Origin of the sequence: Streptomyces sp. NPDC088246 (assembly GCF_044741025.1) — a bacterium.
Lineage (GTDB): Bacteria > Actinomycetota > Actinomycetes > Streptomycetales > Streptomycetaceae > Streptomyces.
Genome location: NZ_JBIURV010000043.1, coordinates 36,353 through 49,872 on the forward strand (window position 1 = coordinate 36,353; position 13,520 = coordinate 49,872).

Here is a 13,520-nt window from a genome sequence, read left to right on the forward strand (position 1 = left end):
GCGGGTGGCCTGCAGTGCCGTCTCTTCGTCGCCTTCGTCGTAGTTGCTGTCGTCGGCGAACCGTGCGCAGGTGCGGAAGAGGTCCGGGTTGTTCAGCCCAGCAAGTTCTTCGCGCAGGTCCGGGCCAGCGGTGACGAGGACGGCCTTGAGCTGGTTGATGGCCTGGGTGCGGGCCTTGACTGCCGACCCTTTGGTGAGTTTGGCCTATCGGTCCTGCGTCGAGGAGTACGACGGACAGGGCGGGAACTGGACCTGCACCCGCTGGTACTGAGCGGTTTGCGCCACGGTTCGTCCTGGCCCCTGGTCCGGGACGGATGGCGCCGCGGCCGGGCCCTCCTGCGTCGGTTCCCAGGCTGCCGCGCACAGGGACTCAGCCACGGCGGCCGTGTAACGGGCGGCGGTGAGCCAGTAGGTGGCGAAGCCGTCGGTGTCGGCAGGGAGGAGGCGGCCGAAGAGGTCGCGATCGCGTTGGGCCGCCGAGGTGCACAGGGCGGTGAGGAGTCCGGCGGCCGTGGGGAGGCCCGCGCGGCGGATGCGGCGGGTCTCGGCGGTGACGTCGCCGAGCATGCCGAGGGCGGCGCGGCCCGCCGGGACCGTCTGTTCGACCCGGCGCTCCAGGAGGTACAGGGGCGAGTGCGCGCCGGACCCTCCGGGCTGTGGCGGGGCGGGGTGCACGGGGGCAGCCGGGTCCGGGAGGTCGGCGCGGCGCAGGCGGTCGAGGCCGAGGTCGATCGTGCCTTCGCCGGTGGGGTGCGAGCAGGCGAGGAGGGTGAGCCGGGGGTGGTGGGCGGGCACCAGGCGGCCGATGATCCTCAGCCGTGTCCCCGGAGCCGTGGCCAGCAGCATCAGGTTGTCGCGGTGGGCCAGCGCGGGGTCGTCGTCGGCGACGGTGAGCCGGACGGGAATGCCTCCCTCGCACAGCGCGAGCAGGCAGGTGCCGCCCGACTCCCTTACGGCGCCGAGGAGTTCGACGTCCAGGAAGAGCAGGTCGCTGCCGCCGTCGTCCGGGTCCGCGTAGCGGGAGGTGGACCGCAGGGCGCGGGCGGCCTGTTCGGACGGCGGCGTCTCCCACAGGGCGGCGAGCGGCAGCTCCGTCCAAGCCGCGCCCCGGGCGGTAACGGCCTTGACGCCCTTACCGGCGCCCAGTCTGCCGTCCGGCGAGACCGTCGCCCCCGAGACCGCCAGGCCGGCCCGGCCCAGCTCCCGGTGGGTGAGCGCGCTGTCCCCCAGGCGCACGGTTCGGTCGGCCACGCCCAGGGCGCGACCGACGCCGCCGGGTGCCACGTCGCCGACCGTGCAGAGGCGGCCGTCGGATCCGGCGACCCAGGTGCGGACGCCGCCGTGCCCTGAGTCGGTGACCACGGGTTCGGTGAACAGGCCGTACAGGCGCAGCGAGCCGTCCGGGTTGTACGGGCGGCGCGCGCGGCCTCTGACCGCGGCCAGCTCCGCTCCGGACGCCGTCCCCACTCGGTGTGCGGTGCCCAGGAGTTCGGCCAGGGCCGTGACGAGGTCGGCGGTGCGGTAGGACGGGTCCCCTGAGCGGGCCGCGCGCAGCAGCGTGACGACGGACAGAGCGGCGCCTGCGGCGCGCGGCAGGTGCTGGAGCCGGGCGGTGTGCGCGGCGCGGAGGAGGGCCGCTTGGGTGACGGCTCCGGCCCCGTCGACGCCGGCCTCCAGCACGGCGGCTCCAGCCGACCACAGGACGTCGGCCGCGGCACGCTGGGCTGGGCTCGCCACCTCGGGCGAGGAGGCGGAGTCGGGGGTGGGGGCGGGGTCCGTTGCGGAGGCGGGTTCGGGGACCGCCCGGGCGGGCCGGTCGGTGAGCTCCGGCGCCGGGTCCGCCGTGGGGGCGGCGCAGGCGGCGGCCGCGCGGTGGGCGCATGCCGGGGCGAGGAGGCAACCGCAGGTGATGGCGTCCGCCGTCGCCACCACGCCGCCCGGGGCGTGCAGGCGCAACTCGGTCTCGTCGTCGACCGCGATCGTCACCGTGTCCCCGTCGCGGTGCGTCGGGCGGGCGCCGAGCTTGGTGACTGCCGCGTCCAGCCGCTTGCGCAGCCGGGGCGAGAGGTCCTCCACGAGCGTGGCCGTGACCTCCGGCGCGACGGGTGGCAACTGGGCGGCGTTCATGCGGTCTTCTCCCCTATCCAGCGGGCCAGTTCGAGTGGGCTGAGGGCCGCCACGGGCATGCCGGCGGCCACGAGCTGCCCGGCGACGCCCGTCGAGTAGCGGGGCCGGCCGGCGTCGTCGAGACTCGCGCACCCGAGGACGTGGCAGCCGGTGGTCACCAGGGCCCGCACCTCGGCGAGCAGTCCGCCGAGCGGCGCGCCCTCCTCGAAGTCGCTGATGACGACGACGAGGGTGCGGGTGGGCACCGCGATCAGGCTGCGGGCGTGCCGCAGCCCGGCGGCGATGTGCGTGCCTCCGCCCACGCTCACCTCCAGCAGGAGGGAGAGGGGATCGTGCACATGGCCGGTGAGGTCGACGACCTCCGTGGAGAAGGCCAGGAAATGGGTGCTCAGGGTCGGCACCCCGGCGAGCACGGAGGCGGTCAGCGCGGACCAGATCGTGGACGCCTCCATGGATCCGGAGACGTCGGTGACCAGGATCAGGCGCCAGTCGGCCGACCGCCGGGCGCGACTGCGGAACACCGGCTTCTCGGGGATCACCTGGACCGTTCCGTCGGCCGTCCTGCGGGCGGTGGCCAGGTTGGCGCGCAGCGTGCGCGGCAGGTCCAGCCGGCCGCCGGGGCGGCGGGTGGGCCGGGCCAGCATCGTGCCGGTGAGGGCGGGTCGCAGCCGGGTGGCGAGCTGCCGGGTCAGTTCGTCGACCAGGTGGCGGACCAGGGGCCGGAGCGCCGCCAGGCGGGCTTCGGGGAGGCCGCCGGCGTACCGCAGGATCGTCCGGAGCAGTTCCACGGAGGGGGTGGCGGCCGCCGGGTCGAGTTCGGCGAGGACGTCCTGCCGGCCTGTCACGGCTGCGGCGGCGAGGACCTCCTCGCGGATGCCGGGGCCGAACAGCGCGGCCAGTTCCTCGGACCACTCGCGGACACCGGGGAACGACGGTTCCCGGCCGCCGCGCGGGCCGGAGCCGCCACCGTGGCCGGGGCCGGGCAGGCCGCTGCGGGATCCCTCGCCGTGTCCCGCGCCGTAGAGCTCGTCCAGAGCGGTCGCCAGACGGGCGGCGCCGGACGGCAGTTGGTCGGATCGCCGGCCGAGCACGAGCCGCCACCGGTCGGCGGGCGCGAGGGTCCGCGCGGGGGTGGCCTCGGTGGAGGCTGCGGTGTGGGGTGTGACGGTGGGGCGCGTTGCGACGGGGTGGCCGGACAGCGGTGGGAACCGGTCGTCGTGCGCGGGTGGCGGGACGGGCAGGCCGAGGCCGGTCAGGAGCTCGCGGGCCGCGAGGTCGGCGGCCGTTCGGCGGGCCAGCTCGGCCGGATCGTCCGCGTCGAGGGTGCCCACCCGTTCGCCCAGCCGCTCCTCGACGGTGTCCAGCAGCCGGTCCCGGGCGGCCGGGCTCAGGGTGTCGAAGCCACCGCGCAGGGCCGGCAGCCGGGCCAGGAACGCGGTGTCGTCCAGCTCGACGACCCGGTGCAGCAACGGGTCCAGGGCGCCCACGCCGACGGTCAGGAGTGGGCCCGCCACTGTCAGGACGCCGGTGAGGCGGGCGGTGAGCGCGGCCCGGGAGGTGCTGTCCACGGCCCCGTCCACCCAGGAGGCGACGCGCCCCCCGAAGGTCTCGGCCTCTTCGTGGCCAGTGAGCACCCTGACTGCTCCGGCGGCTGCGGCGATCAACGGGGTGCCGTCGGCGGCCAGCCGGGCGAGGGCAGCGGTGAGCCGGATGCCGCCCAACCGGTCGGCCCGCTGGGCCAGTTCGAGCAGCGCCCGGGCGTCCTCGGGCTCCTCGGAGCCGGTCAGGCCGTCGACCTGGCGGACCGCGGCCGAGGTCAGGAGTTCGGCCGCGTGCGCGGTGCGGGTGACACGGGCGGAGGCGGTGGCGTCCGGGGCCGAGGGGCCGTCGGGCGCGGCCGGGCCCGGCAGGTGGCCGGCGTCGATGCGATCCAGCAGGTCGAGCCCGGCGAGGAGTTCGGGAAGGGTGCCGCTCGCCGGGAGTACGGCCGCCAGTTCAGTCAGCCGTTCGTCGGCAAGGGCGGGGAGCCCGCACTCGGCGGCCTCCGTGAGGCCGCGGACGACCTGGGCGGCCGTCGGGCCGTCCTCCGCGCGCTCGGCCTCGTGCCGCTGCCGCAGCACGCCCATGGCCGCCTGGGCCGGGGTGACGCCGCGGGCCCCGGCCGCAGTGAGCATCGCGGCCGTCGCCGGGGTCCACCGCACCTGCCAGCGCGTCGTGAGTCCTTCCGTGCCCGCCGCGCCGGTCACCCCCTGCTCCTGCGCGTAGGGGATGCCGCACACCGTCAGCCTGCGCAGCAGCAGTTCGCGGCGCCGGTCCAGGGTGGAGCGCGCCGGGTCGAGCCGGAGGTCGCGCGGTGTCTTCTCGTGCGCGTCCTCGGGGCCGGGGAGGGAGAGCGCCGCGGTCTCGGCCTCGACGGCGGGGCCCAGTCCGCTGCGCGGTGCGGCGGGCGCGGGCCGTCCGGTGCGGGCTCCGACGAGTACGCGTTCGAGGGCCCGGGCGACGGCGCGGCCCGTGCCGTAGGTCTCGCCGCGCCCCAGCACCGTCTGCACGGCTTCCAGGAGTTCACCGCGGCCGGGGGCGGGCAGGTCGCGCAGACGGGCCAGGTCACCGGCCACCCGGACGACCTCCCGGCCGTCCGCCGGGCCGTAGGGGTGGCCCTGTTCGCGCAGGGCGGCGCAGACCCGGACCGCGGTGCGGATCAGCGCCTCGTGCAGCGCGGCCGGGTCCCCGGCGGCGTCCAGAACGGTGTGCTGCCACTCCGGGTCCCGGATGCCGGCCGGGTAGCCGGACCGTGAGTCGAGCAACGGGTACGTGTACGGGACCAGGGAGACCGTGCACGCCGCCGTCCCGAGGGCGCCGTTCACGTGGCCGTCCGCGCCCGACTCGGGCACGGCTGCGGACGCGTCCGGCGCGGGGCCCCCGGTGGCCCCGGCCGCGGACGGCAGCAGCGCCGGGGTGTGGAAGGCTCCCACCACCACGGCGGGCCGCCGCCCGCTCGCCAGGGCCTCGGCGACATGTCCGCGCATACATGCCTCGCGCACCAGGTCCGTGCGGTGCGCCCCGCCCCGTGCCTCGGCCTCGTGGCGCAGCGCCCAGCCGGTGAGCAGGGCGGCACGGCGGAGCGCCTCGGGTGTTGATCCGGGCGCGAGGGCCTCCACCAGTCTGTCCCACAGGTCGTCGCCGTCCCGGCCGGTGAGCCGGGACCGGAGCGCGGCGGACAGCCCGTGCCCCTCCCCCGGCACGGTCGCGGAGTCGGCGCCCGGGACGGGGGCGGGGGCGGGGGTGTCCGGACCGCCCCCCGCCCACGCCCGGTCGGCCAGCGGCAGGTCGCAGGCCACCGCAGGGACCCCGTTTCTTGCCGCCCAGCGCAGAGCGACCAGTTCGGGCGAGAAGTCCGCGAACGGGTAGAAGGCCGGACCCCGTTCGCCTGCCAAACCGGGACCGGGCCCGTTGGCGGGCACGGCGGCCAGCGCCACCGGGGCCTCGGTCTCCTCGTGGGCGAGCCAGCCCAGCCAGGGCTGGAACTCGGCGGGCAGTTCGACTAGGAGGACGTCGGGGGCCGCCGCGTCCAGCAGTGCCGGGAGGGCTGCCGCCAGCGAGGGCGCGTGGTGGCGCACTCCGATCAGGAACGGCGACCCGGGTCCGGTCGCCGCGAGGGCCGCCACCGCGGCTTCCGGGGTGGCCGGCCCTGCCGCCGGGCCCTGCGCCGGGGAGGCGGCCGGCGCAACGGCGGTGGGCGAGACCTCGGCGGTTGACCGCGTCTCGGGGGTGGTCGACTCGCTCATCCGTCAGTTCTCCAGCACCGCGCGCAGGTCCCACAGGGCACTCCAGGTGGCCGACCCCTGCTCCGCGCGCCTGCGCACCGGCCCGTCCCAGTACCCCAGCAGCCGTGCCGCGTCGGCGGGGTCGTCCTTTCGGACGACGCCGAGCAGATGGCCGGGCAGGAGGGAGAGCACGTCCCGGTCGCCGGGGAAGTAGGCGGCGGCCAGGCCCAGGGAGCCCGCGACGGAGACCGCCTCGGCCGTGCTCATCACCGTGGACGGGCGCTCGACCTCCCAGCCCTCCACAGAGCGGCCCTCGCGCAGGTCCCGAAAGGCGGTGACAAGGGCTTCGAGGACCGCGTCGTCCACCTGGTAGGCGGCGCCCACGCGTTCGACGGCCGCCCGCGACTGGCGCCGGACGAGCGCGGTCTCTGTGTCCACGTCCCCGATGGGGCCCACGGTCTCGAAGTTGAAGCGCCGCTTCAGCGCGGCGGACATCTCCGAGACGCCCTTGTCCCGCAGGTTGGCGGTGGCGATGAGGGTGAACCCGGGGGCCGCGTGCACCTGGGCGCCCTCGCCGCCCGCGAGTTCGGGCACCGCGATCCGCCGCTCGGAGAGCAGTGACACGAGAGCGTCCTGGACCTCCGGCAGGCAGCGGGTGACCTCCTCGACGCGGGCGACGGCCCCCCGGGTCATGGCGGCGAGTACCGGGGAGGGCACCAGGGCCTGCTCGGTGGGGCCCTGGGCGAGCAGCAGCGCGTAGTTCCAGCCGTACTTGAGCTGGTCCTCGGTGGTGCCCGCGGTGCCCTGCACGGTGAGCGCGCTGGTCCCGCAGACGGCCGCCGACAGCAGCTCGGAGAGCATGGACTTGGCGGTGCCGGGTTCCCCCACGAGGAGGAGTCCGCGCTCTCCGGCAAGGGTGACGACGCACCGTTCGACCAGGGCGCGCTCGCCAACGAACTTCTGCTCGATCACCAGGCGGCGCGGCGCCCCGTCTCCGGGCCGGGCGCCCTTCGGCAGGCTCAGTGCCTCGCCCGCACTGCCCATCACGAAGGTGACGACGGCGCGCGGGGTGAGCAGCCAGCCGGGTGGGCGGGGCCCGGAGTCGTGGGCGGCGAGGAAGGCCAGCTCGGTGGCGTACCGGTCCTCGGGCAGCGTGACCTGGCGGAGCTCCCGGCCGGGCGCCGTCGCCCGGTCCGGGACGCCGCCCGTGGTGGTGCTGTCCACGGTGGTCGTGATGTCGTTCGTCATCGGCGGCGGCCCTTCCGGGTTGTGCGGGTGTCCAGTTCTTCGAAGGCGGGGGCGTCGCCTCCGCGGACCCGTGCCCAGGCGGCTGCGAACAGCGCGGGCACGGGGAGGTGGGGCAGGGTCCGGGTGGACCCTGCCACGGGGTACAGGCGTTCCTTCCAGGTCTCCAGCGGCAGTCCGGGGGCGCCGCGTTCGAGCCAGCCGCAGGGGAGGAACAGGGCGCGGCCGGCGCGGGAGCGCTTCGCCTCCACGACGAGGTCGCCGGCGGCGAGTTCCGCCCGGGCCTTCTTGACCCGTGCCGGCTTCCACTCGGTCCAGCGGACGCAGTTGCGGTCCGTCGGATCGGGGAGGGCGAGCAGCATGAGGTAGAGGGCGGCGGCGTCCGCGCTCAGGCCGAGGGTGTCGACGGCCTCGGCCACCAGGTCCGGCACCGCACGCGTCGGGTCCTGGGCCGGGTGGTGCGGGGAGCCGTCGGGGGCGCCCGCCGAGGCCAGTGCGTCGGGCTCCTCGCCCAGCAGTGTGCGCAGGGCGAGCAGATCGCCGGTGCCGTGACGGCCGACGGTGCCCTCGACGAGTCCGAACGCCGGGTCGTCGGGGCCTGCCAGGCCGGCCGGGCGAATCAGCAGCTTCTCGTTGTCGCCGTGGCCGGGGGCGAGGAGCAGCGCCGTGCCGGCTCGGACGAGACCGTCGGCGCCGGCGCCGCCGGACTCGGGGAGCCCGTGGGCGGCGCGGACGGCGGGGCCGATCGAGCCCCCCGACTCGGTCCAGTCGAGACCGAGGTCCAGCACCAGGTCCGGGTCGGCGAGGCGGCTACGCAGGGCCGCGAGCCCGACGGGCAGGTGCGCCCGCAGGGGGTGCCCGTACGGCAGCGTGTAGGCGAGGGTGCGCAGGGCGGTCAGCGCCGAGGAGACCGCACCGCGTGCGCCCACCCGGCGCAGGCCCGGGCGGCCGGTGCCGTCCTGGACATCGGTGCCGTGGGCGAGCCAGGTCCGGGAGCCCGTGTTGAGGATCAGGTCGACGGCGCCCGAGGTGGTGCCCGACAGGTCCAGGTCCAGTTCCTCGGGGACGCGGACGAGGGAGGCCAGGCGCTTCTGCCAGACCTCGGCGGCGGCCCGGACGTCGGGGCCCGTGGACCACAGCTCGGCCGGGTCCGCGGGCAGCAGCGCCCGGAGCAGGGCGTGCCGGTCGTCGCGGGGCAGGGCGTCCAGCCTGGCCTGGGCCGCCTCGAAGGCACGTGTCTTCACCCCGAGCAGCGCGAGCGCATCGGCGCCGGGCTCCTCGACGGCTGCCGACAGCAGGGCGGCGGCTTGGAGGGGACCAATGCCGGTGGCCGTGTGGAACGCCTCGGCGACCTCCGGACGCCAGGGTGCCGGGCCCTGCTCCCGTACCAGGGCGATAAGCCGGGTGAGCCGGTCGCGGGCGATGCCCTGCCGGTGAACGTGCTCGTGGTCCAGGGTGAAGCCGGGGACGGGGCCGAAGGCGCCGGTCGGGTCGTGGTCCAGGGCAAGCCAGCATGCCGCGTCGTTCCGGGAGTTCCGGCCGCGGTTGGCGATGACCACGACGGTGCGGGCGCCCCTGCGCAGCACCTGGCCGAGGCGGTGCACGGCCTCGGGGCGTCCCGGCCCGGTCGTCCCTCCGAGGATCGGCTCGACGAGCTCCACCTGCCGGACCGTGCCCGCGGGGTCGGCCAGCGGGCCTGCGGCGAGGGTTTCCAGCAGCACGAGGAGACCGGTGCGGTGCTCGGGGGAGGTGGTCGCCGAGGCGGCCCGGTAGGCAAGTTCGGGCAGGTTGTCGAGGAGGGGGGTCCAGGCCAGGGAGTCGCCGGGCACGGTGTACTCGTCCCGCTGCCAGCCGTCCACGGGGGTGAACGGAACCTTGGACGGTATAGGTGGGCCGAACGCCGGCTCGCCGCCGAGGACATGGTTGACGGCGAGGATCTGCCGGATCGCGGTCCACCGTCTCCCGGCTCCCCACCAGCCGCCGCGCATCCGCTCGGAGTTCCAGGCAGAGGCGATCTGCAGAGTCGTGTCGTCGCCGAGCTCGGGCTCGTGATCGAAGAACATGCCCTGGGTGCGTGCGGTGTTCCGGGGCGTGGCCGGCTGCACGGGCTTGGGCGGTTCCAGGTACCGGGCGGCTGCGGCAGCCCGGTCCACCGCGTTCCGGACGAAGGCGGTGACGCCCGCGAGGAGCCGTGCGTCGGACACCTCGGGCAGCACCCTGGCGACGGCCTCCTGGCTCAGCTCCCGTGACGAGGGCCCGGTGTACTCCTTGACCGCCCGGAACGCCTCCAGGTGCCGGGCGACCGCGGCGGCGACCTCCTTGAACAGCTCCCCCGCCCGGGAGTCCGTCAGGTTCCGCAGGGCGGTGGAGCCCCGCTCGTCCCTCGGGCGCAGGGCGTGCCAGTAGGTGACGGGAGGCACGTAGGGGGTGCCCGCCGCGTCGTTCCCACCGGAGGAGTCGGGGGTGACGGACCACAGGCTGCCACCAGTGCCGTCCGTGTCCGCCGGGTGCGCTTCGACGGAGCGGTGGCGCAGTGCCGCGACCGGCCGTGACCCGCCGGGCAGGGTGAGGGCGCCGAGCGGCACCGGGGAGCCGCCGCCGGGCAGCGGGTACGGCAGGGTGACCGTGTGGCCGTCGGGGGTGCCGGCGACGATCCGCTGCCCGTCGGCGGGGGCGGCCGTGCCGGGCTCGGTGACCGTGCGGCGGACCCAGCGGCCGAGGACCGTGCCGTCCGTTCCGAACGGGGTGGTCTCCAGGCCGGGCTGGAGGGGCAGCACCTGGCAGTGCTCAGTGAGCAGCCGGGTGCCGTCCTGCACCCCGGAGCGGAGGAAGGCGGGGAGGGATGCGCGGCCGTGCGTGCCGCCGGCCGGGTCGTACTCCAGCCATACCCGCTGCGTGCCCTGGTGGCCTTCCCGCCAGAGACCGGTGCCGTCGGAGATGACGGCGCGCTGAGGCGGGAGGGAGGTGTCGCCCGCGTGCAGGGCCTTGCCGCCGGTGGCACGGCCGCCGCTGGACAGGGGGATGCAGACCTCGTCCGAGGGGCCGGAGCCGCCCCAGCGGGGGATCTGCTCGCCGCCGACGGTGAACACCTCGGCGGGGCGGTGCGACCAGTAGCCGCGCTGCTTGCCGTCCTCCCACCAGATGACCATCAACTCGCCGTCGACGTAACGGAAGGCGAGCGTCCACCAGTGGTCGACGGTGGCGGGCAGCCGCAGGGTGTGCCGCAGCAGAACGCCTTCGGGGCCGATGACGACAGCCCGTTCGAGAGTGTTCAGGATCAGCGCGGGCCAGGCGCCGGTGACACCGACGCTCTCCGACCGGTGGCGCCGCTGATGCGCGGCGGCGGCCTCAGCGGCCAGTTCGGCGTAGGTCTCGTCGAGCGCGGGCCAGCCCAGTTCGTCGAGGACACCGGTACGCAGGGTGGAAGCGAGCAGCGGCACGACATCGTGGCCCTTGAGGAGTCGCACGGCCTCCGGGGCGACGTCTGCGACCACGGCGCGGAACGCCGAGAGCCTGTTGAGAGCGGTGTGCAGCCCGGGGAGCCCTCGCGCGGCCGTGTACTCCTCGGCGCAGGCGGTCAGCCACTCCCGCAGGATTCCGGAGAGCACCGGGTGCGCCGCCAGCTTCGCCATGCCGGCGTCGCTCAGCCGCTGACCGTGTCCGTCGCCGAGGCTGCCGACGTTCCGGCGCAGAAGGGCGCGGAAGACCGGCCGTTCGGCGACGACGGTGAGGCCCCGCGCGCCGGGCGCGGTGTCGGTGAGCCAGGAGCCGAGCGGGACGCCGGGGCCCTGAGCGGTGCCCGTGCCCTGGTCGTCCGGCTCGGCGACGGGGACGCCGGAGGCCAGGCAGAGGTCGAGGAGGTCCAGGTCGGCGGTGCGCTGCCAGCGGCCCTGGAACAGCTCGACGGGGCGCCCGTCGGCCCGCAGCCGGTCCGCCATCCGGGCGGCCAGGTCGAGGGTCTGCGGGCTGCGGCCCGAGGTGACCCGGTTGCGCCGGCGGTGTGCCTCCCAGCGGGCGAGCCAGTCCGCCGGGGAGACGGACGGGTCGGAGGAGTCGGAGGGAGCGTTGCCGGAGGTGCCCGGGAGGGCGGTCAGCAGGTCCTCGGCGCCGGACTCGGCCAGCAACGCGAGCCAGCCGGATTCGCCGTCCGTGTCCCGGCCGCTCTCGCTGAAGGTCTCCGGGAAGAAGCCGAGGAGCCGGGCCCGCACAGCCGCGTCCCGTCGAGCGAGGGCGATGAGCGCGGAGCGGTAGGTCTCCCAGAACGAGGCGGGGGCGCGGACGACGCCCGGGGAGCCGATCAGATCGGCCACCAGGTCGCGTTCTGCGGCCTCGCGGTCCAGCCCGGCGGCCTTGACCAGCGCGCGCACGTCCTGTGGCAGCGCCGCGTACGGCGGCATGCCGGCTGCGCAGCGCTCGACCAGCAGACGGCGGAACTGCGCCCAGGCGTCCGCCGGTGCGAGCCGGGCCACCAGGTCCCGCACGTACTGCCGCAGCGCCTTGACGGTCAGCGCGCCGGCGAAGGCGAACTCCAGGAAGACGGCCCGCTGCCGGTCCTCGTCCACGACCAGCCCGTGCACCCGCTCGGCCTCGCGGGCCTTGCCGAAGAAGGAGGCGGCGTAGGTGGTGTTCTCGGCCTGGAGGAAGAGGCGTGCCACCTGCTCGTAGTAGGTGGGGAGGAAGTGGGGCACGGCCCGGCCGAGCCGGGTGCCGAGTGCGTCGAAGCCCTCCTTGGCCGCTCCGGCGCGGGTCCTGGCCTGCCGACCCAGCCGCTCGATGTCTTTGACCAGGGCCAGGGCGTGGTGCCCGTTGGCCGGGTCGTTGACCAGCGCCCAGGCCGGGAAGCCCAGCGTCTCGCGGCGCACCTGGCCCACGACGGGGGCCTCGGCGGTCCGGGCCAGCCCGAGGAACTCCAGGGCCAGGTCCTCGGCTTCGCCGAGGGTGCCGGGCACGAGCCGGACCACGGGGCGGTCGCCGAGGGCGGTGTGCGTGTAGGTGCGGGCGGTCAGCGCGTCGGCGTCGTCCCGGTCGGTGGTGCCGACCGGGAGGATCGCGCCCGCGTCCAGCAGGGCCGCCGCGCGGGCCTCGACGGCAAGGGTGGAGATGCTCTCGCTCCGGGCCTGGGCGGGGAGGGACGCCTCGCCCGCTGCCGTCGTGTTCGCGTTGGTGCTCGTCGTCGTGGTGCTCATGCCGCCCGCTCCTCGTCCTCCACGTCGCGGCCGGCGTAGAGCGCCGCCGCCATGCGCATGCCCTCGGACCACGCGACGGGGCCGACCTCGGCGGCCGTCAGCGCCCGCCCCGCAGGGTCGGTCCAGCCCAGGGGGCCCGTCTCGGTGCCGTACTCGTCGTATCCGTCGTGCTCGCCGATCCAGATGCGCGCCTCGGCGGTGGCGCCGTCCTCGACGACCGGGCAGACCGCGTATCCGCCGCGCGACCGGTACCCGAGTTGGGTGACGCGGCCGTGCAGGAAGCGCAGTTCCTTGAACACGCCGCCCGCGTAGGTGTCCACGGAGGTGGTGTCCGGGGCGAGGCCCGGCGGGCGGCGCCACACCTCGCGGAACAACTGCTCCACGTTCTGGCGCACCCCCAGTTCGACTGCGAACTCCCGCAGCTCGTCGAGGTCGTCGAGGAGGACGGGGTGGGGCACGCTGACGACGTCCGGGGTGATGCGGACCGTGTCGCCGTCGAGGTCGACGAGGCCGAGACCGCGGTCGGGGTCGACATCGCGCAGGAACCCGGCTACCCCACCGTCCGCGCCGGTGACCACCACGTCCCGCAGGGCCGCCTGCCACGCCGGGTCGGGCCAGACCCGGGCGAGCACGGCCGTGGGGACGGGCAACGAACGCACCATCCACTGCTCGACGTCGGCCAGGCACTGGTGTGCGTGCCGCTCCAGCCACTCGGTCAACTGCCGAAGCCCGACGACCGCCGGGTCGTCCTTCAATCTGGCCGGGACGGACTTCAGCCGCCGGCCCTTCCCGTTGCGGCAGACCACCTTGCCCGCCTCCAGGGCGACTTCGTAGTCGCCCGCCGGAACCCACCCCATGCGCTGTTCTCCCCGTTGTTCCGGACGGCCGCCGAACCGGCGGCACGCTGATGAAACCCGTCAACGGCAACCCACCGTGACGAGTGGAAGAGACTCTAGGCGTCCCCAGTGACAACGGGTTCGGACCCCTCCGCTTCGCCGTACGTGCCCGCCCCCCGGAAGGGACCGCCCGGCCGTGCCCACCGTCCCGCCGGGGCCCGCGACGCCACGGGGCCCGCCGGCGCAACCGACGGAACGCCAGGCGTGGCTAGTGCCGTAGCAGGGAACGTTTGCCCTGTTGTGATGTGACGCGCCGTTCGGGTGCTGTGCCGGGCGGCGTGTGGCCGTCACTCTGTTGGGGT

Annotated in this window: 5 protein-coding genes; all 5 read right to left on the reverse strand. The window is 75.7% G+C overall.

Annotated features, from left to right (window positions below; translation table 11 throughout):
- Positions 1-204: 204 nt before the first annotated feature.
- From ACIPEK_RS36825 to ACIPEK_RS36845, 5 genes are read right to left on the reverse strand one after another with little or no spacing between them, the layout of a single operon-like run.
- Positions 205-2,127, reverse strand: a complete 1,923-nt coding sequence (locus ACIPEK_RS36825; RefSeq protein WP_402005481.1) for a hypothetical protein — start codon at positions 2,125-2,127, stop codon at positions 205-207.
- Positions 2,124-5,912: a DUF5682 family protein gene (locus ACIPEK_RS36830; RefSeq protein ID WP_402005484.1), complete on the reverse strand. Its 3,789-nt coding sequence runs from the start codon at positions 5,910-5,912 to the stop codon at positions 2,124-2,126. Before ACIPEK_RS36830 ends, ACIPEK_RS36825 begins: the two co-directional genes overlap by 4 nt.
- Positions 5,913-5,915: 3 nt before the next feature.
- Positions 5,916-7,139, reverse strand: coding sequence for an AAA family ATPase (locus tag ACIPEK_RS36835; protein WP_402005487.1), 1,224 nt, complete (start codon positions 7,137-7,139; stop codon positions 5,916-5,918).
- Positions 7,136-12,322, reverse strand: a complete 5,187-nt coding sequence (locus tag ACIPEK_RS36840) for a hypothetical protein (protein WP_402005490.1) — start codon at positions 12,320-12,322, stop codon at positions 7,136-7,138. Before ACIPEK_RS36840 ends, ACIPEK_RS36835 begins: the two co-directional genes overlap by 4 nt.
- Positions 12,319-13,179, reverse strand: coding sequence for a DUF4132 domain-containing protein (locus tag ACIPEK_RS36845; protein WP_402005493.1), 861 nt, complete (start codon positions 13,177-13,179; stop codon positions 12,319-12,321). The genes ACIPEK_RS36840 and ACIPEK_RS36845 overlap by 4 nt, the downstream gene beginning before the upstream one ends.
- Positions 13,180-13,520: the final 341 nt, after the last annotated feature.

Excerpts from the sequence above, each read along its gene's own strand:
- ACIPEK_RS36825 (WP_402005481.1), bottom strand. The coding sequence starts at position 2,127 with ATGAACGCCGCCCAGTTGCCACCCGTCGCGCCGGAGGTCACGGCCACG.
- ACIPEK_RS36840 (WP_402005490.1), bottom strand. The coding sequence starts at position 12,322 with ATGAGCACCACGACGACGAGCACCAACGCGAACACGACGGCAGCGGGC.
- ACIPEK_RS36845 (WP_402005493.1), bottom strand. The coding sequence starts at position 13,179 with ATGGGGTGGGTTCCGGCGGGCGACTACGAAGTCGCCCTGGAGGCGGGC.
- ACIPEK_RS36835 (WP_402005487.1), bottom strand. The coding sequence starts at position 7,139 with ATGACGAACGACATCACGACCACCGTGGACAGCACCACCACGGGCGGC.
- ACIPEK_RS36830 (WP_402005484.1), bottom strand. The coding sequence starts at position 5,912 with ATGAGCGAGTCGACCACCCCCGAGACGCGGTCAACCGCCGAGGTCTCG.